The organism is Nocardiopsis sp. JB363 (assembly GCF_900143625.1).
Taxonomy (GTDB): domain Bacteria; phylum Actinomycetota; class Actinomycetes; order Streptosporangiales; family Streptosporangiaceae; genus Nocardiopsis.
The window spans coordinates 22,559-42,698 of sequence record NZ_FRFF01000077.1 but is presented as its reverse complement, the minus strand read 5'-3'; the positions used below and the strand labels follow the sequence as shown (position 1 = coordinate 42,698).

At 69.3% G+C, this 20,140-nt stretch carries 16 protein-coding genes; 6 read left to right on the top strand and 10 right to left on the bottom strand.

Translation table 11 applies throughout. The features are described 5' to 3' along the window. Positions 1-97 precede the first annotated feature (97 nt). A complete protein-coding gene (locus BQ8420_RS11645) occupies positions 98-2,383 on the top strand; it encodes an FdhF/YdeP family oxidoreductase (RefSeq protein ID WP_087098266.1) in 2,286 nt (761 codons plus the stop codon). Between the two features lie 35 nt (positions 2,384-2,418). Here the strand turns inward: BQ8420_RS11645 and BQ8420_RS11640 are convergent, their stop codons facing one another. Then, positions 2,419-3,618, bottom strand: coding sequence for an aromatic acid exporter family protein (locus BQ8420_RS11640; RefSeq protein WP_087098264.1), 1,200 nt, complete (start codon positions 3,616-3,618; stop codon positions 2,419-2,421). A 167-nt stretch (positions 3,619-3,785) separates the two neighbouring features. Between BQ8420_RS11640 and BQ8420_RS11635 the strand changes: the two genes are divergently transcribed. Next, positions 3,786-4,421 carry a histidine phosphatase family protein gene (locus BQ8420_RS11635; RefSeq protein WP_087098262.1) on the top strand — a complete coding sequence of 212 codons (636 nt, stop codon included), beginning with the start codon at positions 3,786-3,788 and terminating at the stop codon, positions 4,419-4,421. 68 nt (positions 4,422-4,489) lie between these two features. Here the strand turns inward: BQ8420_RS11635 and aroQ are convergent, their stop codons facing one another. Further along, positions 4,490-4,945: a type II 3-dehydroquinate dehydratase gene (gene aroQ, locus BQ8420_RS11630; RefSeq protein ID WP_087098260.1), complete on the bottom strand. Its 456-nt coding sequence runs from the start codon at positions 4,943-4,945 to the stop codon at positions 4,490-4,492. Between the two features lie 142 nt (positions 4,946-5,087). Between aroQ and BQ8420_RS11625 the strand changes: the two genes are divergently transcribed. Next, positions 5,088-6,884, top strand: a complete 1,797-nt coding sequence (locus tag BQ8420_RS11625) for an acyl-CoA dehydrogenase (protein ID WP_087098258.1) — start codon at positions 5,088-5,090, stop codon at positions 6,882-6,884. A 58-nt stretch (positions 6,885-6,942) separates the two neighbouring features. Here the strand turns inward: BQ8420_RS11625 and BQ8420_RS11620 are convergent, their stop codons facing one another. Continuing rightward, the gene (locus BQ8420_RS11620; protein WP_087098256.1) at positions 6,943-7,695 is read right to left on the bottom strand and encodes a MerR family transcriptional regulator; all 753 of its coding nucleotides are present in this window, start codon (positions 7,693-7,695) and stop codon (positions 6,943-6,945) included. A gap of 174 nt (positions 7,696-7,869) precedes the next feature. Here BQ8420_RS11620 and BQ8420_RS11615 point away from each other — a divergent pair, with 174 nt between their 5' ends. Continuing rightward, positions 7,870-9,018, top strand: coding sequence for a serine/threonine-protein kinase (locus BQ8420_RS11615; RefSeq protein ID WP_087098252.1), 1,149 nt, complete (start codon positions 7,870-7,872; stop codon positions 9,016-9,018). A gap of 2 nt (positions 9,019-9,020) precedes the next feature. Here BQ8420_RS11615 and BQ8420_RS11610 read toward each other — a convergent pair whose 3' ends face one another. From BQ8420_RS11610 to rpmG, 3 genes are all read right to left on the bottom strand, one after another. Beyond that, entirely contained in the window at positions 9,021-11,420 is a 2,400-nt protein-coding gene (locus BQ8420_RS11610) for a lysylphosphatidylglycerol synthase transmembrane domain-containing protein (protein WP_087098251.1), read from the bottom strand. Between the two features lie 139 nt (positions 11,421-11,559). Beyond that, positions 11,560-11,805: a type B 50S ribosomal protein L31 gene (locus tag BQ8420_RS11605; RefSeq protein ID WP_087098249.1), complete on the bottom strand. Its 246-nt coding sequence runs from the start codon at positions 11,803-11,805 to the stop codon at positions 11,560-11,562. 27 nt (positions 11,806-11,832) lie between these two features. Beyond that, complete coding sequence (rpmG, locus tag BQ8420_RS11600) at positions 11,833-11,997, bottom strand: 50S ribosomal protein L33 (protein ID WP_087098247.1); 165 nt, start codon at positions 11,995-11,997, stop codon at positions 11,833-11,835. Positions 11,998-12,158: 161 nt separating this feature from the next. Here rpmG and BQ8420_RS11595 point away from each other — a divergent pair, with 161 nt between their 5' ends. Continuing rightward, complete coding sequence (locus BQ8420_RS11595) at positions 12,159-13,505, top strand: sensor domain-containing protein (protein ID WP_235006092.1); 1,347 nt, start codon at positions 12,159-12,161, stop codon at positions 13,503-13,505. Beyond that, positions 13,487-14,149 carry a response regulator transcription factor gene (locus tag BQ8420_RS11590; protein WP_087098243.1) on the top strand — a complete coding sequence of 221 codons (663 nt, stop codon included), beginning with the start codon at positions 13,487-13,489 and terminating at the stop codon, positions 14,147-14,149. Before BQ8420_RS11595 ends, BQ8420_RS11590 begins: the two co-directional genes overlap by 19 nt. 85 nt (positions 14,150-14,234) lie before the next feature. Here BQ8420_RS11590 and BQ8420_RS11585 read toward each other — a convergent pair whose 3' ends face one another. The 4 genes from BQ8420_RS11585 to BQ8420_RS11570 form a co-directional block, all read right to left on the bottom strand. Then, complete coding sequence (locus BQ8420_RS11585) at positions 14,235-16,010, bottom strand: ABC transporter ATP-binding protein (RefSeq protein WP_087098241.1); 1,776 nt, start codon at positions 16,008-16,010, stop codon at positions 14,235-14,237. Positions 16,011-16,058: 48 nt separating this feature from the next. Then, on the bottom strand, positions 16,059-17,072 hold the full coding sequence (locus tag BQ8420_RS11580) for an ABC transporter permease (protein ID WP_087098239.1): 1,014 nt from the start codon (positions 17,070-17,072) through the stop codon (positions 16,059-16,061). Positions 17,073-17,167: 95 nt separating this feature from the next. Further along, the gene (locus BQ8420_RS11575; RefSeq protein ID WP_087098238.1) at positions 17,168-18,913 is read right to left on the bottom strand and encodes an ABC transporter substrate-binding protein; all 1,746 of its coding nucleotides are present in this window, start codon (positions 18,911-18,913) and stop codon (positions 17,168-17,170) included. A 97-nt stretch (positions 18,914-19,010) separates the two neighbouring features. Beyond that, complete coding sequence (locus BQ8420_RS11570; RefSeq protein ID WP_087098236.1) at positions 19,011-20,048, bottom strand: ABC transporter permease; 1,038 nt, start codon at positions 20,046-20,048, stop codon at positions 19,011-19,013. Between the last annotated feature and the right edge of the window lie 92 nt (positions 20,049-20,140).

Genomic DNA, 20,140 nt, shown 5'->3' with positions numbered 1-20,140 from the left:
TAGTGATCTCTTCTTTTGGGGTATGCGAACACACCCGCCTCCTGCGCTCGGGACCTCTCGATGGAAGAATGGGGGCGTGAGACACCACGATTCGCAGATGCCCGACCCCGCGCAGGACGCGCCGGAGGTCGGATCACCCAAGGAAAGCGCCGCGGGGATCCCCGCGGTGCTCAGCAGCGTGCGTCACGTAGGCGAACAGGCCGGTGTGATGCGCGGACTCCCGGCGATGCTCGCCGTGAACCAGAAGCGCGGATTCGACTGCCCGGGCTGCGCCTGGCCGGACCCGGACAAACGGCACACCGCGGAGTTCTGCGAGAACGGCGCCAAGGCGGTCGCCGAGGAGGCCACCCGCCGTGAGGCGGGCGCGGACTTCTTCGCCAGGCACCCGATCGGTGAACTGGCCGAACGCTCCGGCTACTGGTTGGGGCAGCAGGGTCGGTTGACCGGGCCGGTGTACCTGCCCGAGGGCGGCACCCACTACGAGTCGATCTCGTGGGAGGCCGCCCTGGATCTGATCGCCGAAGAGCTGCGAGGGTTGGACTCCCCCGACGGCGCGGAGTTCTACACCTCGGGGCGCACCAGCAACGAGGCGGCGTTCGCCTACCAGCTGTTCGCCCGGCAACTGGGCACCAACAACATGCCGGACTGCTCGAACATGTGTCACGAGTCGTCCGGGTCGGCGCTCACCGAGACGCTGGGCGTGGGCAAGGGCACCGTGTCCCTGGATGACATCCACGAGGCGGACCTGATCATCGTGGCCGGACAGAACCCGGGCACCAACCACCCGCGGATGCTGTCGGCCTTGGAGAAGGCCAAGCGTTCGGGGGCGCGGATCGTCACGGTCAACCCGCTGCCGGAGGCGGGCATGAAGACGTTCCGCAACCCGCAGAACGCGCGTGGCCTGGTGGGCCGAGGAACCGAGCTCACCGACCTTTTCATGCAGGTCAGCCTGGGCGGTGACCTGGCGCTGTTCAGCGCGGTCAACCGGTTGCTGTTGGAGGCCGACCGGCGCGGCGAGGACGTCCTGGACCACGAGTTCGCGCGGGAGTTCACGCACGGGTTCGAGGAGTTCGCCGAGGCCCTGTTGAAGGAGCCCGAGGCCGAGTTCTGGGAACGCACCGAACGCGACTCCGGGCTGTCCCGGTCCCTGATCGAGGAGCTGGTCACCATGGTGACCTCCTCCCAGAAGGTCGTGGTCTGCTGGGCGATGGGTCTGACCCAGCACAAGCACTCGGTGCCGACCATCCGCGAGGTGGTCAACTTCCTGCTGCTGCGCGGCAACGTGGGCCGACCGGGCGCGGGTGTGTGCCCGGTGCGCGGTCACTCCAACGTGCAGGGCGACCGCACCATGGGCATCTTCGAGAAGCCCCCCGAGTCGTTCCTGGACGCGTTGGGCGTGGAGTTCGACTTCGAACCGCCTCGTGAGCACGGGCACGACACGGTCAACGCGATCCGGGCGATGGGCCGCGGCGAGGTGGGCGTCTTCTTCGCCATGGGCGGCAATTTCGTGTCCGCCTCCCCCGACACCGAGGTGACCGAGGAGGCGATGCGCAGGGTGGGCCTGACCGTGCACGTGTCCACCAAGCTGAACCGTTCGCACGTGGTCACCGGTACACGGGCGCTCATCCTGCCGGCGTTGGCCCGCAGCGACCGGGACGTGCACGAGGGCCGGGCCCGGTGGATCACCGTGGAGAACTCCATGGGGCAGGTGCACGCCTCGCACGGTGTGCTCGCACCGTTGTCGGAGCACATGTGGTCGGAGGTGGACATCGTCCGCGCCCTGGGCCGACGGATGTTCCCCGACGGCCCGGTCGACTGGGATGCGATGGCCGAGTACGACCGGATCCGCGACCACGTGTCCCGGGTGGTGCCGGGGTTCGAGGACTTCAACGCCAAGGCACGGCGCCGGGGCGGCTTCGAGCTGCCGAACGCGCCCCGGGACGACCGGAGGTTCCCGACGGCGACGGGGCTGGCCAACTTCACGGCGAACGGCACCTACGCTCCCCGGGTCCCCGAGGGTCGGCTGCTGTTGCAGACGCTGCGCTCGCACGACCAGTACAACACCACCGTCTACGGGTTGGACGACCGGTACCGGGGCATCCAGAACGGGCGCCGGGTGGTACTGGTCAACCCGGCGGACGCCCGTGAGCTGGGGTTGGCCGACGGCGCCTACACCGACATCGTGGGCGAGTGGTCGGACGGACGCGAGCGGCGCGCTCCGCACTTCCGGGTGGTGCACTACCCCACCGCGCTGGGCAGCGCGGCCGCCTACTACCCGGAGACCAACGTGCTGGTGCCGTTGGACTCCACCGCCGACGTGAGCAACACGCCCACGTCCAAGTCGGTGGTGGTGCGCTTCGAACCCTCCCCCGTCCGCAACTAGGGAGTGCTCGCGGCTCCGGCTCGGTTCCGCGGTCGTCAGCGACCGCGGAACCGACCGAACCGGATATTGGGAGGGCTGGGCCGCCAGCGCAGCCACGGTAGCCAGGGTTCCTGGGCCGGTGCCGGAATGGTGGGGTCCTCCAGCTCGCCCATCAGGACGTCCTCGACCTCCTCGAAGCGGATCCCGGCGAACACCATGATGTCGGTGGCGACCATCTCCACGGCCAGGTGGGTGGCCTGGGTGACGGGGTCGTCGTCGGGGGTGCCCGCACCGTAGCCGCGCGCCGCTGTCAGTGCGTGGTTCACGGCCTGTTCCCTGGCGTCCCGGCTGCTGAGGTCGTCGGCGAGGGTGCTGAGGACATCGGCCATGCCCCGCACGATGGGGGCGAGTTCGCGGCGTTCCTCGCTGTCCATGGCGACGGTGGTGCGGGCGAGGAACAGGCAGCTCTCGCCGAGCAGGATGAGCCGTTCGATGACCTCGTCCTCGTCGAGAACGGGCCCTGGGTCGCCCCAGCGGATGGTGGAGAGCCGGATCGTGGTCAGGCTCGCCTCACGGGCCTTGCTGAGGTCGGCCATGGGTCTGCTCAGGTCACCGAGACGGTTGACCACCTGGGCGCTGGCGTCGTCTCCCTCGGAGGTCAGGGACAGACCCACCTCGTCGAGCATGCGGGCCATCTCGCTCAGGGCCTCTTCCTCGATGCGCCGCATCATCGCCACCAGGCGGGCGGGGAAGAGCAGTTGGCTCAGGAGCAGGGCCACCCCCGCACCGATGAGCGCGTCGACGAGTCGGTCGATGCCCGGGCTTCCCGCGCCGACGAAGATCGTGGTGAGGATGGCGCTGGCGGCCGCCTGTCCGACGACGGCGCGTTCGGAGGTGATCGCGGCGGCCACGATCATGGCCAGTCCGGTGCCCACCGTCAGGGCGAGCACACCTCGGTCGGTGAGCAACAGCGAGAACTCCCCGGCGAGGATGCCGATGAAGACACCGGCCAGCATCCGGACCGCGTTGACCCCTCGTTCGCTGCCCGCGGCGTTGAGCGCGATGACCGCGGCGATGGGCGCGAAGAAGGGTCTGTGGTCCTGGATCAGTCCCCCGGCGATGGCCCAGGCCAGGGCGGCGCCGATGACCGCCAGCAGGATCTGGGACACGTAGGAGGACAGGCGTTTGCGCACCTCGCCGACGGCGTTCCGGATCAGTCTCCGTGCGGAGGCACCTCCGCTGAACAGTGCTCCCATGATCTCCTCGTCGTGCGGGACGCCGGAGGTCCGGAGGGACCGGCCTTTCTTTTCTACCGGCCGGAGTGGTCGAAGTGTGTCAACGCCATGCGCGGGCCGGGGCTCGGGCGGGAGAGACCTCGGCCCCGGTGGGCGCACGCGTGGGAGCGTCCCCGTACATTGACCCCATGCCGACGATCTACCTCATCCGCCATGGAAAGGCCTCCCCCGAGGCCGACGACTACGACCAGCTGAGCCCCACCGGGTACGAGCAGTCGCGGTTGCTGGGAGCCGAGCTCAAGCGGCGCGGCCTCTCGGTGGGCGCGGTGGTGACCGGGTCACTGCTGCGCCAGCGTCAGACCGCCGCCACGGTCCTGGCCGAGGCCGGGATCGACGTCGCGCCCACCGTCGATGAGCGGTGGAACGAGTACGACCACCTGGACCTGTTGAGTCGCTTCCCGATCGAGTCGGGGTCCTTGCAACAACGGTTGGACGCCTGTCTGACCTCCTGGACCACCGACGAGGGCGCGGGTCCGGGTTCGTTCCCGCACTTTCGCGACGGGGTGCGAGCGGCGCTGGCCGACGTGGCCGCGGGCCTGGAGCGCGGACGGACCGCTCTGGTGTTCACCTCCGGCGGGGTGGTCGGCGCGGCCTGCTCGACGCTGATGAACGCGCCGGACTCGGCGTTCGTGATGATGAACCGGGTGACGGTGAACGGTTCGGTGAGCAAGGTGGCGCACGGGCGCGGCGGTACGCAGTTGCTCTCGTTCAACGACCACGCCCACCTGGAGCAGGGCGGCCCGGAGCTGATGACCTACCGCTGAGCCGGGTCTTTTCACACCCGTGGCATACCGACCAGTCGGTCCCAGAGATCGAATGTGGTCGGGTGCGGTCAGGCGCGCCGCTCGGCGGCGCGGGCCAGAACGGCCCGCAGCCCCAGCTCGTAGCCCATGATCCCGCACCCGGCCACGTAGCCGGCGACCACCGGCGCGGTGACCGAGGTGTGCCGGAACTCCTCGCGGGCGTAGACGTTGGAAATGTGCACCTCGACGACGGGCGCCTCGACGGCGTCGATCGCGTCGCGCAGGGCGATGCTGTAGTGGGCGTAGGCACCGGGGTTCATCACGACTCCGGCGTAGTGCCGGGCGGAGTGGACGTGGTCGACCATGCCGCCTTCGCTGTTGCTCTGCGCGCAGACCACCTCCACCCCCAGCTCCTTGCCCAGGGCCATCACCCGTTCCTCGACCTCGGCCAGGGTGGTGGTTCCGTACTGCCCGGGGTCGCGGGTGCCCAGCAGGTTGAGGTTGGGGCCGTTGAGCAGCAGGACGGTGGACGTGTTCTCGGGCATCGGAGTCTTCCTGGTCGTGTCCGGTATCGCGTGTTCGCTGGGAACAGCGTAGACCGTCTCCACGGGGCGGCCCCGAGCGCGCGTGGGGTTCTCGGCGGCGGGTACCATACCGACCAGTCGGTTCTCACTTTGGAGGCATCCCATGGCGTCCACCCTGCTGTCCGCGCGCGACCTGCGGTTCCTGCTCTACGAGTGGCTCGACGTCGAGGCCCTGACCCGACGCCCCCGGTACGCCGATCATTCCAGGGAGACCTTCGACGGCGCCCTGGAACTGGCCGAACGCGTGGCCACCGACCACTTCGCCCCGCACAACAAGACCAACGACTCCCGAGAACCCCACTTCGACGGCGAGCGCGTCCACGTCGACCCCGAGGTCAAGACGGCCTTGGAGGTCTACGCCGAGACCGGCCTGTCCTCCATCGCCATGGACGCCTCCGTGGGCGGCGACCAGATCCCCCGCGTCGTCTCCAGTGCCTGCAACGCCTACTTCCAGGCCGCCAACCTGGGCACCTCCGCCTACCCGTTCCTCACCTCGGGCAACGCGGCCCTGCTCGTGGAATACGGCACCCCCGAACAGATCGAGACGTTCGTGCGCCCCATGGTGGAGGGCCGCTACACCGGCACCATGTGTCTGTCCGAGCCCCAGGCCGGCAGCTCACTGTCGGACATCACCACCCGCGCCGAACCCGCCGGCGACGGCGCCTACCGCCTCTTCGGCAACAAGATGTGGATCTCCGCGGGCGACCACGAACTGACCGAGAACATCGTCCACCTGGTCCTGGCGAAGATCCCCGGTGGCCCGCCCGGGGTCAAGGGCATCTCGCTGTTCATCGTGCCCAAGCACCTGGTGAACGAGGACGGCACCCCGGGTGAGCGCAACGACGTCGTCCCGGCCGGCCTCAACCACAAGATGGGCTACCGGGGCACCGTCAACGCCCTGCTCAACTTCGGCGAGGGCAAGCACACTCCGGGCGGTGAGCCCGGCGCGGTCGGCTATCTGGTGGGCGAGCCCCACCAGGGGCTGCGCTACATGTTCCACATGATGGACGGCGCCAGGATCGGGGTGGGCGCCGGCGCGATGGCGGTCGGCTACACCGGTTACCTGAAGTCGCTGACCTACGCCCGCGAACGCCTCCAGGGCCGCCCCCTGGGCGCGAAGGACCCTCGTGAGCCACAGGTCCCCATCATCGAGCACACCGACGTACGGCGGATGCTGCTGGCGCAGAAGAGCTACGTGGAGGGGGCCCTGGCCCTGGTGCTGTACTGCGCCCGTCTGATGGACGACAAGCTCAGCGCCGAGTCGCCCGAACGGGTGCGCGAGGCGGGGCTGCTGCTGGACGTGCTCACCCCCATCGTCAAGAGCTGGCCCTCCCAGTGGTGCCTGGAGGCCAACAGCCTGGCCATCCAGGTCCACGGCGGCTACGGCTACACCCGCGAGTACGACGTGGAGCAGCACTACCGGGACAACCGGCTCAACGCCATCCACGAGGGCACCCACGGCATCCAGGCACTGGACCTGTTGGGTCGCAAGGTCGTGGCCGACGGCGGTTCCCGGTTGGCGCTGTTGGTGGAGACCGCGAGCGCCACCGTGTCCGCCGCCCGGGGGCTGGGCGGGGTCGAGGCCGAATACGCCGAACTGTTGGAGGCCGCCCTGGCGCGCACCGCGGAGACCGCCACCGCGGCGTGGGCCGAGGGCGACCCGGCGGTGGCGCTGGCCAACGCGACCCCCTATCTGGAGGCCGTGGGGCACGTCGTGGTCGCCTGGCTCTGGTTGGAGCAGCTGGTCGCCGCGCACGGTCGGGAGGGTGGCTTCTACGAGGGTAAGCGGGCCGCGGCCGCCTACTTCTTCCGGCACGAGCTGCCTGAGACGGGGCCCTGGTTCGACCTGGTCGCCTCCCGCGACCGCACCGTCCTGGACGTGTCCCCCGACGTCCTCTGAGCACGCCGCGGTCCCGGGGTATCCCACCCCGGGACCGCCTACCGCGCTTCCGGCCGGGTCAGGGAACGTCCAGGACGTGGCGGGCGTAGTCCGCCATGGCCTCGCACTGGTAGTCGGCCAGACCGGGCGCCACCCTCTCGTACACCTCCCGCCACGGGCCCGGCTCGGCGTAGACCCGCCCGAGTTGGGCGAACGCGCCGGCGTCCGGGGTCCACATGCGGCACACACCCTCGTAGTGGGCGGCGACCTCCGCGCGCACGGTCGGGTCATCGACGGGGCGCCCCGCCCGCAGGTGGGCGGCCATGCGCTCCAGCTGCGCCGCGGTCTCGGCGCGCATCCGCTCCCCCTCCTCGGGGGTCAGGTCGCGACCGGCGGCGCCGGCCTCCTCCCACTGCTCCGGCCACTGTGTGCGTGCGCGGTCGTCGTAGTGGGCGACGTCGAAGCCCTCGAAGAGCTCCTCGGGTCGAATGGTGGTCATTGCATCGCCTTCCAGGGCGTCGACGGTGCGACGCACGGTCTCGATGAGGGAACCCAACCGGTCGTGTTCGGCCTCCAGGTCGGTCAGGTGGCGCCGCAGCGCGGCGACCTCGTCGCGTTCGGAGTCCAGGGCGCGGCGAATGTCGCCCAGCCCCAACCCCAGTTCGCGCATGACCAGGATCCGTTGGAGCCTGCGCAGTTCACGGTCGCCGTAGTGGCGTTGTCCTCCGGACCCCACGCTCTCGGGTTCCAGGAGGCCGACGTGGTGGTAATGGCGCAGGGTCCGGGAGGTCACGCCGCTGCCGCGACAGACCTCCGCCATCGACCAGGACATCGGGTTCCCTTCGTCGGGCCGGTCCGTCCGGCCTCGGCACGACCGTAGGCGTTGACGCCGCGTCAACCGCAAGTCCCGCCCCGGGCCGGAAGAGGTTGCGAAGAAGTCGCCATCGGAGTCGAATTTTTCGGCAATGATGTTGCAAGGATCCCGAACGATCACCACCAGGAAGGGATGAACGCCCCCAAAAGGGAACACCGTGAGGGTGACGTCCTCAAGGAAGGACATGATGTGCTGCCCTTGACGCCCTATGATCCCGACCGGATCGGCCCTTACCCACTGACCCACCGGCTCGGTACCGGAGGCATGGGTCAGGTGTACCTGGCTCGGGCCGACGACGGTACCCACGTGGTGGTCAAGGTGGTGCGCTCGGCCCTGGTGGAGGACGACCGGTTGGACGGCACCGACTACCGGGCGCGCTTCGCCCGTGAGGCCCAGCTCGCCTCGCGGGTGGGCGGACGGTACACCGCCGAGGTGGTCGACAGCGACCCCCACTCGGAACGGCCGTGGATCGCCTACGAACACATCCCGGGGCCGTCGTTGAAGGACGCGCTGGCCGAACGCGGACCGCTCGACCCCGCGTCCCTGCGCGCGTTGGCCGCCCTTCTCGCCGAGGCCCTGCACACCATCCATACCCGGGACCTCATCCACCGCGACATCAAACCGAGCAACATCATCCTGGCGCCGGACGGGCCCCGGGTGATCGACTTCGGCATCGCCCGCCCCACCGAGGGGAGCACGATGACCGGCACCGGACACGTGTTCGGCACACTGCCGTACATGTCGCCCGAACAGGCGGAGGGGTCGGCGCTCTTCCCGGCCTCCGACATGTTCGCGTTGGGGACCACCCTGGCTCAGGCGGCCACCGGCCACTGCCCCTTCGACGGTCCCTCCGAGCCGCGCATCCTCATGAGGCTGATCTCGCCACCGCCCCTGGAGATCCTGTCCGGGCTGCCCACGGACCTGATCGCGCTGATCCGGGACTGCTGGGCGCACGATCCCGCGCTGCGGCCGACCCCGGTCCAGGTGGTGCGGCGGTGCACCGATCAGGCCTTGGAACGCGCCTGGCCGCCCCGGCACCTGGGTGTGCCCGAGACCGTCGACGTTCCTTCCGAACCCGAGCCGATCGTCGGGGCGACCGGGGCCGGACTGGTCGAGGCCACCGCCCCGCAACACCCCGAACCGACCGAGCCACAGGCCACCCTGCTCCACGCGCCCCCTCATCCGACCTTGTCCGAGGGAGCGATCCGGCATCGCTACCAGGTCACCATCGTCGTCCTGGTGGGCCTCCTGCTGTTCCTGGGCGTCCTGCTGCTGACCTGAGCTCAGATGGCCTCGTGGCGCTGGAGGTGGCTGAAGGCCAACCAACCGGGCAGGACCGGGAACCAGAACGTCAGCACTCGGAACAGCAGCACCGCGGGCAGTGCCACCGCGGCCGGAACCCCCGCCACCGCGGTGAGTCCGCCGATGAGCGCGACCTCCACCGCTCCCAGGCCGCCCGGGGTGGGCGCGGCCGATCCGATGGCGTTGCCGGCCAGGAACACCACGGCGACGGCGACCAGGCTCACCTGGACCTCGGGGCCCGCGAACGCCAGGACGGAGAAGTGCAGGCACAGCACGAAGGCGACGGTGAGCAGCAGGGTGCCGCCGACCCCGAGCAACAGACTCATCGGGCGTTGGAGCATGTCCAGTAGACGGGGCAGGACCCCGCTCAGGTAGGGGCGCAGGCGTTCGGCCACGGCCCGGCGCATACGAGGGTGCAGCAGGACCGCGGCCACCATGGCGGTGCCCAGGACACTGATGACGGCGACGGTCGGTGAAGGGGAGAAGCCCGTCCAGTAGGAGGTACCGGTGAGGTAGGCGCAGACCAGCAGCAGGGGGACGTGGATCAGGAAGCCCACCAACTGGGTGAGGCCGACCGCGGACAGCGCCAGGGAAGTGGGCACGCCCGCCTTGATGACGAACCGGCTGTTGATCGCGATCGACCCCAACCCGGCGGGGGCGGCGATCCGCACGAACGAGGCCGCGTACTGCGCCAGGACGGTGCGCCACCAGGGCAGCGGCGCGGGCACGAACCCGACCAGCACCATGGCGGCGGCGATCATGCAGGAGGTGGCCATGGCGAACGCGGCCAGGGCCCACAGTGGGTCGGCGTGGCGGATGGTGGCCAGATCGACGCCGGCGAGCTGGTAGACGAGGACCAGCCCGACGACGGTGACGACCACGACGCTGACGATGGTGCGCGGCCGCATCCGTTCCAGACGAGCGGGCTCGGCGGGGGCCTCGGGGGCCAACGCGGCCAAGTGGGCGCGGAGCCGACCCAGCAGCGCCCGGTCGGCGCGGCGCAGTTCGGAGCGCAGCCGGTGCGGCAGACCGGGGGGTTGCAACAGCGGTAGTACGGCCGCGGTGGTCTCCACGCCCAAGGCGCGCACCGCCGAGGCGACGGCGCGTTCCACGCCCACGCGCAGTGCCAGCAGGGTGAGCATGGCGGCGGTGTCCAGGGAGGTGCGCAGTTGGGCCGCGGCCACCGAGCCGTGGTCGAACCCGGTCAGGACGGCGGTCGGTGGGCCCTCGGAGCCGTCGTCGCGGACACCGACCGTGGCCCCGTGGAGGTCGCCGTGGGCGACGCGGCGTCGGTGCAGTGCGCCCAGGATCTCCCACAGGTCGGCGAGGAGGGTGTCGGTGACCTGTTCGGGTTCGAGGGTGTCCAGGCCGCGGATATGCGAGCGTTCGCGGGCCAGCAGCACGGTGCCCGGGGAGAGTTCGCCCAGAGCCAGGATCCGGGGGGCCGGGACCCCCGCGTCGCGGACGGCCGCGCTCATCAGGGCGGTGTGTTCGGCGCGTCTGCGGACCCCGTAGAGGATGCGCGGGGCGACCGGGCCGCGCAGGAGGAGCAGGTCGCGCAGGCGTCTCCAGAACCCCCTGGTGTTCTCGGATCCGAGGACGGTGAGTTCCACGCGGCGGCCGTCGGCGAGGTCGGCCAGGAAGCGGGGGTCCCCGTCCTCGTCGGTGCCGTCGGAGAGGATCCGGTCGGCGGTCAGGCCGAAGCGGTCGAGTTCGTCGAGGGCGCGGCCGGTGGCGGGAGGCGGGACCCTCCTGCCGACCGCGTAGCGGGCCAGGGACGCGAAGGTCAGGCCGACGAGGACGGTGAAGAGGACGGCGAGGATACTGCTGACGCCCGCCGTGACCGAGGTGACGGCGACCACGGTGTTGGTGCCCCACAGCAGGGAGCGGACCCGGGGCTGCCCGGCGGGCATGGTGCGGGTGAAGGCGATTCCCGCGGCCACGTAACCGAGGGTGGTGGCGGTGAGGACCTCATCGGGCAGTCCGGGCAGCGGCGCGGCGCCGATGGTGGCGGTCTTCAGCTGCGCGTTGACCCAGGAGGCCATGCCGTAGGCGGACACCGCCGCGACGATCGGGCGCAGCAGGTCGCGCACGCCCCAGGTGATCAGGGTGCGCAGGACGACGTAGCAGACCAGGACGAGCAGCAGGAGATTGGCGCTCACCGCGACGGTGAAGAGCAGCCCGGGCGGGATCACCGCGCGCAGCTGGGAGGCGTCGTCGGTGGGCCCGCCCTCGGCCATGGCGTCGCTGACCAGGATCAGGACCGCGAAGATCAGGAGCAGCCCGGCGAACCCGATGAGCAGGTCGACGGGTCTGCGCGGGGCGCGGGCGGTGAGGCGGCCGGGGGTGGCGGCCGAGGTATCGGTCGGGGATGTGGTCACCCCTCAAGCCTGCCCGACTCCCGGCGGTGCGGTGTTCAGGGGTGGGGGTGTTTCGCCCATGGCCCGGCGTGCGGGCGAAGGCGCGCGTGCGTCGGGGCCCGGTCGGCGGACCGGGCCCCGATGAGCGCGGGGTGTCGGATCATCCGCGTCCGTAGCGGCGCTGGAAGCGCTCCACCCGTCCGGCGGTGTCCACCACGCGGGCGTTGCCGGTGTAGAAGGGGTGACTGGCGCTGGAGATCTCGACGTCGACGAGCGGGTAGGTGTTGCCGTCCTCCCATTCGATGGTCTTCTCACCGGTCACGGTGGACCGGGTGAGGAAGGCGAGGTCGGCGCCCTTGTCCCGGAAGACGACGGGTCGGTATTCGGGGTGCATTCCGTGTTTCATGCGGGTCTCTCTTTCGCGTGGGCCGGGTCAGCGTTCCTCGCGGAACTCGACGTGACGGCGCAGCTTGGGGTCGTACTTGCGCAGGACCAAGCGGTCCGGGGTATTGCGGCGGCTCTTGCGGGTCACGTAGGTGGTCCCGGTGCCCTCGGTGGACTTGAGCTTGATGATGGGCCGTGCGTCGTTGCGTGCCATGTGCGCCTCCTCGGGGCTCGATCTCCGTCAACCAAATGATAACCGTTTTCATTCCCAACTCGTGCCACGCCCTGGAACGGACCACCCGGTAGGGCGTGCCTGTAGTCGGAGGTGGGTCGTGCCCGCTTCACCCGGCACCGGTGGTCCCGTAGCTTGTCGGGGTGAGTACACCGTCACCGCTGCCCCGCACCGCCCTGGAAGCCATGCGGAGCAGGGGCTTCCTGTGGTCGTCCTGGCCGTGGCGGAGTCTGGGTCACCTGGTCGGCACGTTGGTGACGGCACCTCTGGCCGCGTTGGTGCTGTTCCCCTTCGGGATGCCGTTGATCCTGCTCGGCGAACGTCTGGAGGCGCTGGCCCTGGGCGAACCACAAGGGGCCTGGACCCTGGCCGCCCTGTCGCTGTTCGGGGCGGTCCTATTGCTGCTCGGCGGCCCCTTCGTCGCCCTGTTGGTCGCACCGGTCGAACGATGGCGACTACGTCTGGTCCACCCACCGATCGACCACGGGCACCGGGCCACCGGTCCCGGCCTGTGGCAACGGATGCGGGTCCGCTACACCGAGGCCGCCACCTGGCGCGAATTCGGCTACCTGCTCCTGCTGGTCCTGCTGTTGGACGGCCTGACCTGGTCGCTGCTGTTCCTCTTCCCCGTCATGGGCGCGTTCCTGGTCGTCAGCCCGCTCATCCCCCTGTTCGGGGAGACCGTCGCCCTCGGGTGGTGGCACTTCGACGACCCGCTCACCGCCCTGCCCCTGGTGGCGCCCGGGATACTCCTGTTGCTGATCACCCCCTACGTGTGCACCCCGGCGGCGGGCGTGCACGCCATGGTCGCCAGGACCCTGCTCAGCGGACGCGGGGAGACCGAGGAGCTGCGTTCGGAACTGGTCGAGGTCACCCGTTCGCGTGCCCGCCTGGTGGACGCCTTCGAGACCGAACGTCGACGCATCGAACGCGACCTGCACGACGGCGCTCAGCAACAACTGATCTCCCTGGCGATGCGCCTGGACCTGGCCAGGATGGACGCGCCGGCGGGCAGCGGAATGGAACGCGCCCTGATCCAGGTCCACGGGCAGGCCAAGGAGATCATCGGATCACTGCGCGAGATCGTGCACGGCATCCACCCCAAGGTGCTCAGCGACCGTGGGTTGGCCGCGGCCCTGCCCGAACTGGCCGACCGCTCCCCCGTTCCCTCCCGAGTCCGCGTCGACCTGCCGCGCAGGCCGCCCCCGCACCTGGAGAGCGCCGCGTACTACGTGGCCGCCGAGTCACTCACCAACGTCGCCAAACACGCCGAGGCCACCGAGGTCCGGCTGAACACCCGCTTGGAGGGGGACACCCTGGTGTTGGAGACCATCGACGACGGCCGGGGCGGCGCCGACCCCGAGGGCGGCACCGGGTTGACCGGACTCGCCGACCGGGTCGCCGTCGTCGGTGGCAGGATCTGGTTGTCCAGCCCCCCGGGCGGCCCCACGAGGTTGAGAGCGGAGTTCCCGTGCCCCCCATTCGAGTAGTCCTGGCCGAGGACGGCGCGCTGCTGCGGGAAGGCCTGTCCGGCCTGCTGCACAGATTCGGTTTCGAGGTCGTCGCGGCGGTCGGCGACGCCGAGTCGCTCAAGGCGATGGTCGCCGAGCACACCCCCGACCTGGTGGTCACCGACATCCGGATGCCGCCCGGCTTCACCGACGAAGGACTGCGCGCCGCCGTGGAGCTGCGCCGGGAGCACCCCGCTCTGCCGGTGGTGGCGCTCAGCCAGTACGTGGAGGCCGGTTACGCGGCCGACCTGCTGGACTCCCGTGAGGGGCGCGGGGTCGGATACGTGCTCAAGGAGCGGGTCGCGGACGTCGCCGAGTTCGCGGACGTGCTGCGCCGGGTGCACGCCGGAGGCACGATCATCGACCCCGAGGTCGTGCGGCGCCTGGTGAGACGGCGCAGCACCCCGTTGGAGCGGCTGTCCGAACGCGAACTCGAAGTGCTGGCGTCGCTGGCCCAAGGCGACTCCAACGCCCGGATCGCCCAGGAGCTGGTGGTGTCCGAGACCACCGTGGGCAAGCACATCACCAACATCCTCGCCAAGCTCGACCTGCCGCCCGAGGGGACGGACGTGGACCGTCGGGTCATGGCGGTCCTGACCTACCTGCGCGAACAACCGGGCTGAGGCGGCCCGCGCCCACGCGAAGGGGGCGGCCACGGATCATGTCCGTGACCGCCCCCCGAGGATCGCGCCGTCTTCGCCGTCGCCGCTAAGCGGCGGCACCGTCGCGCTCGGCGAAACGCTCGGCGCGCAGACGTCGGGCCTCGTCCGGGTCCAGGACCGGAGCGGCGGTGAGCAACTGCTTGGTGTAGTCGCTCTGCGGGTTCTCGTACACCGAGTCGCTGTCGCCCATCTCCACGACCTCGCCCTTGCGCATGACCGCCACACGGTCGCTGACCTGACGCACGACCGCCAGGTCGTGGGCCACGAAGATGTAGGTCAGACCGAAGTCGTCCTGCAGCTCCGAGAGCAGCCGCAGCACCTGGTCCTGCGTGGACACGTCCAGCGCCGAGACCGGCTCGTCACAGATGATGAGCTTGGGCTTGAGGATCAACGCGCGGGCGATGGCGATGCGTTGACGCTGACCACCGGAGAAGGCGTGCGGGAACCGGTTGTAGTGGTTGGGTTCCAGACCCACCCGCTCCAACAGGTCCTGCACCTGGGTACGGATCTTCTTGCCGTCGCGCTCGCCCTGCACCTTGAGCGCGGTGCCGATGCTCTCACCGATGGTCAGACGCGGGTTCAGCGAGGAGTAGGGGTTCTGGAACACCATCTGCACGTCGCGGCGGAGCGGTCGCAGCTCACGCTCGCGCATGTGGGTGATGTCCTTGCCCTCGAAGTGGATCGACCCCTTCGAGGGCTCCAGCAGACGCATGATCATGCGCGAGACCGTGCTCTTGCCCGAGCCGGACTCGCCCACGATGCCGAGCGTCTCTCCCTTGTACAGGTCGAAGCCCACACCCTTGACCGCCCAGAAGTCGGTGGCCCGTCCCCACATGCCACCGCGGACCTTGAAGCTCTGGGCGATGTCGCGCACGCTCAGCAGCGGTTCGCCCTCACCGGTGGCGGGGGTGAAGGCCTTGAAGTCACCGGGCTTGGTGACCACGCCCTCGCACTTGTCCCGAGCGACGCGGTCGGCACGGTCCTGGGCCCGGCGCTGGGCCCGGGAGACCTCCACGCGCGGCACCGCGTCCAGCAGCGCCCGGGTGTAGGGGTGCTCGGGCTTGGAAAGGACGTCGCGCACGTCACCGCGCTCGACGACCCGACCGTGGCGCATCACCACGACCTCGTCCACCGAACCGGCCACCACGGCCAGGTCGTGGGAGACCAGGATGAGCGCCATGTTCAGGTCACGGCGCAGCTCGTCGAGAAGGTCCAGGACCTGGGCCTGGACCGTGACGTCCAGGGCCGTGGTGGGCTCGTCCGCCAGCAACACCTTGGGGTCGCACATCAGGCCCATGGCGATGACCACGCGCTGACGCATACCGCCGGAGAACTCGTGCGGGTAGGCGTTGATCCGCTTCTCCGGCTCGGGGATGCCGACCCGGCCCAGGGCGTCCACGGCGCGCTTGCGCGCCTTGCTCTTGGCGGCCTTGGGGTGGTGGACCTGGTAGGCCTCGATGAGCTGGTTGCCGATGGTGTACTGCGGGTGCAGCGACTGCATCGGGTCCTGGAAGACCATCGCGATGTCGTTGCCGCGCATCTGCCGCAGCTTCTTGTCGCTCGCGGTCACCACGTTCTGCCCGGCCACCTCGATGGCACCGGTGATCTCGGCGCGGGAGCCCCGGTGCAAACCCATCAGGGCCATCGAGGTCACGCTCTTGCCCGAACCCGACTCGCCCACGATGCCCAGGGCGCCACCGGCCGGGACCTCGAAGGACAATCCCTTGACTGCGTGGACGTCGCCGTCCATCGTCGGGAACGTCACCCGCAGGTCGTCCACGCGCACGACTGCGTCGGAGGCAGCCGATCCGGTCGAGGCCATGTCACTTTTCCTTCGATAGAGCTGATCTGGTGTTCACGCTGACACGTCTCACGCGGTGATCCGCACCCGCGGGTCGATGACCGGGTACAGGAGGTCGACGATCAGGTTGCACACGACGATGAACACGGCGCCCAAGAGGGTGACGCCCAGGATCACGGGCAGGTCCTTGGAGACGATCGAGTCGATCGCGTAGGCGCCCACACCGTTCAGCGAGAACACCTTCTCGGTGAGGATCGCTCCGCCCAGGACCATTCCGATGTCCAGACCCAGAATGGTGAGGATCGGGGTCAGGGTGGGACGCAGGGCGTGCTTGAAGATCACCTTGCGCTCGCTCAACCCCTTGGCCCGCGCGGTGCGGATGTAGTCCTCACCCAGGGTCTCCAGCATGCCCGCGCGGGTCTGACGGGCGTACTGGGCCGCGTGCAGGAACGCCAGGGTGACCCAGGGCAGAATCATGACCTGGAACCAGCTGACGGGGTCCTCGCCGAAGGGGACGTAGCGCGACACCGGGAACAGACCCCACTGGTGGACCAGGAAGGACAGGGCCAGCAGACCGGTGAAGTAGATGGGCAGGGAGACGCCGATGAGGGCGGTTCCCATGGCCAGACGGTCGAAGATGCTGCCCTTCTTGACCGCGGAGAGGACACCGACGGAGACACCGCCGACGACCCAGATGACCGCCGCGCCCAAGCCCAGGGACAGGGTCACCGGGAGACGGTCGAGGATCTGGGGCAGCACCGGAGAGTTGGTGCTGAAGGAGTAGCCCAGGCAGGGGGCCGCGCACTCGACGGTCTGACGGCCGAAGGTGAACTCCTGGCCGAAGATCAGATTGCGCAGGAACTCCACGAACTGGACCGCGATCGGCTGGTCGAGGCCAAGGCGGTCCACGGTGGCTTGGATGGCCTCCGGGGTGGGCGCCTTGCCCACGTACATCGCCGCCATGCCCTGCGGGGTGACGCCCGCCCACCTGGGCAGGACGTAGAAGATCCAGAAGGTCACCGCGGTAACGACGACAAGAAGCAGAAGACCCGCCCCAAGGCGGCGAAGAATATAGTTCAGCATCGCAGTCGGCGGACGGGGCACCCCAGGGATCACCTCGGGTGCCCCGCCGCTCTCACCTGCCTTTTCGTACTAGTTCAGGCTGGTAGTCAGGACTGCTAGTCCCGGTCGACGCCCAACGGCATCAGGTCGTACATCATGAACGCGGGCTGGTAGAAGGCGTTGGTCAGCTCGTCCGAGCGGTAGATCAGCGACTTGTCGAAGACCACCGGCAGGATGGCGGCGTTCTCCATGACGAGGGTGTCGATCTGCTCGTAGATGGCTGCGCGCTCTTCCGGGTCCTCGGTGAGGAGGGCCTCGTCCCAGAGACCGTTGACCTCGGGGTCGTCGAGCTCGGAGGTGTTGAAGTTACCGGTCTCCATGATCGCGTTGCCATGGGTGATCTTGGAGGCGAAGCCGTAACCGCTGGGCCAGTCCGGACCCCAGCCGGAGAGGCTCAGGCCGATGTCGTTCTCACGGACGAAGTCCTGCGAGCCGGCGTACTGACCGAAGAAGTCGGCCGTGGGGTAGGACTCGATGTTCACGTCGATGTTGACGCGGGCCAGAGCCTCCTTGACGGACTCGGCGGTCTGCACCTCGTTGTCGTTCTCGGCACGGACGGCGAGCGTGGTGCTGAAGCCGTCCTCCTCGCCGCAGGAGTCCAGCTTGGCCTGAGCGGCCTCGACGTCACCCTTGCCGTCCTCGGACGGGTACAGGTTCGACTCCGGGTTGGAACCCGGGATCGCCGGCGGCAGCAGGTTGGTGGCGATGTCACCACCGGGCTCGCCACCCCAGGCGCGCCACATGCTGTCGCGGTCGACCGCGTACATGATGGCCTGGCGGCAGGCCACGTCCTCGATGATCGGGGTGTGGATGTTCATGTAGCGCAGGGCGCCGGTGTACGGGTTGTCCAGGTTGCCCTGAACGGCCTCGTCGTCGAGCAGGGTGGAGCGCATGGCCGGGCCCACACCGGTGCCGCGAGCGTCGACGTCGACCTCGCCGTTGACCAGTCGCTGGTCGATCTCGTCCTGGGCGACGCCGATCTCGAGCTCGACGCGGTCCGGCAGGGCCGGGCGCACCGGGTCGGAGTCGGGGTCCCAGTGCTCGTTGCGCTCCAGGTGCAGCTGGACGCCGGGCTGGTACTTCCCGTCGAACTTGTACGGGCCCGAGGAGAGCACGTTCTCCTGGTAGAGCTCGCCCTGGTCGGCCTCGACCGGCACGGGGGCGGTCTGGAGCTGGGTCAGGACGTTCGGGAACTCGGAGAAGGACTTCTTGAGGTGGAAGACCAGGGTGTGGTCGTCCGGGGTCTCGATGGAGTCGAAGCCCGCGAGCGGGTCCGAGCCCTCATAGACGTTGTGGTCGTCCTGGTCCAGGTGCTCGGCGAAGTACTGCGGGCCCAGAGTGAGCGTTCCACCGTTGAAGTTGGAGCGCGCGATGGCGTACTTGATGTCCTCGGCCACGATCTCGGAGCCGTCCTCGTACTTGAGGCCCTCCTGGATCTCGACGGTCCACTCGGTGAAGTCGTCGTTGGGCTCCGGCATCTCCTTGGCCAGGTCGGGCATCAGCTCGGTCGCGGCCTCACCCGGCTCGGGGGTGAAGGAGAGCAGCGTACGAGCGTAGTAACGCTGGAAGTTCCAGCTCCACCCGTAGTAGGTGTTGCCCGGGTCGGCGGAGTCGAAGTCCGCCTCGATGGCGTACCGCAGGGTGCCACCGGTCTTGTCGGACGGGTTGACGATCTGGGTCGAACCCTGATCGAACTCGTTCTCCGACTCGGCGCCGCCGCCGGTGGCGGAGCCGCCACAAGCGGACAGCAGGAGGGTGGCCGCCGCGCCGAGCGCGACGAAGCCAAAGGTGCGTTTCCTCAAGGAACTGCCTCTCTGGGAACCTGGTGTGGGGATGGTTGGACCCGCGGGTTGATCCACGTCCGTGCGGGGTGACGGTGGCCGCCCCGCACGAACGAGGTCAGTCCGAGGTTTTGGGGTCGAAGGCGTCGCGCAAGCCGTCACCGAACAGGTTGAACGCGAGCACGGTGATGAAGATGGCCAGGCCCGGGAAGACGATGAAGTAGGGCGCCTCACGGAAGAAGGGCACCGCTTCGGAGAGCATCTTTCCCCAGCTGGGGGTGGGCGGGTTGATACCGACGCCCAGGAAGCTCAGGGCCGCCTCGAACAGGATGTTCGTGGGGATCAGGAGCGTGGCGTAGACGATGATCGGCGTGATCAGGTTGGGCAGGATCTCCTTGAGGAGAATGTGCCGGTTGCCTGCGCCCAGGCTCTTGGCGGCCTCCACGAACTCCCGCTCGCGCAGGGCGAGGGTCTGTCCGCGGACGATGCGCGCGATGTAGGGCCAGTTGAAGAAGCCGATGATGAAGACGATGACGCCGATCCTGAGCCCGTTACCGGTCAGCCCCAGGACTCCGTCGGGGATGACACCGACCAGGGCGATGGCGAACAGCATCAGCGGGAAGGCCAGGAAGATGTCCATGGTGCGGCTGATGAGGGTGTCGACCCAGCCGCCCACGTAACCGGCGATGATGCCGAGGATGGTGCCGATGGCGACGCAGACCAGGGTGGCCAGGAAGGCCACCAGCAGGGAGATCTGGGCGCCGTACAGGATCCGGCTGAACAGGTCGCGGCCGGTGGTGGGCTCCACACCGAGCAGGTGGTCGCCGCTGATCCCGCCCCAACGGTCCACGCCCGCGTCGGGGTCGGCGGGGTCGAGGTAGGGCAGCCGCCGGCTGGGCTCGATCAGGTCCTGGTGGAACTGGGTGGGCGGATGTCCGAACCACTTGGCCAACAGCGGCGCGAAGATCGCCGCCAGGATGAGCAGCACCACGACGATGCCGGAGATCATGGCGACCTTGTCGCGGCGCAGGCGCTGCCAGGCGATCTGCTTCAGGGACCGGTTTTCGGCGTCGCTGCGACCTTGGGTGGCCGCCGCTGCGACGTCCGCGGTGTCGGCGTCTTCTGCCGACTCAGGGACTTGCGAGGGCGCACTCATCGGGCCACCACTCTCCACTCTTGCGCTTCTGACCGAGAGGACAGAACCCACACATGAACCGCACGGGGGATCGACCCTGCGAGGTCTCAAGG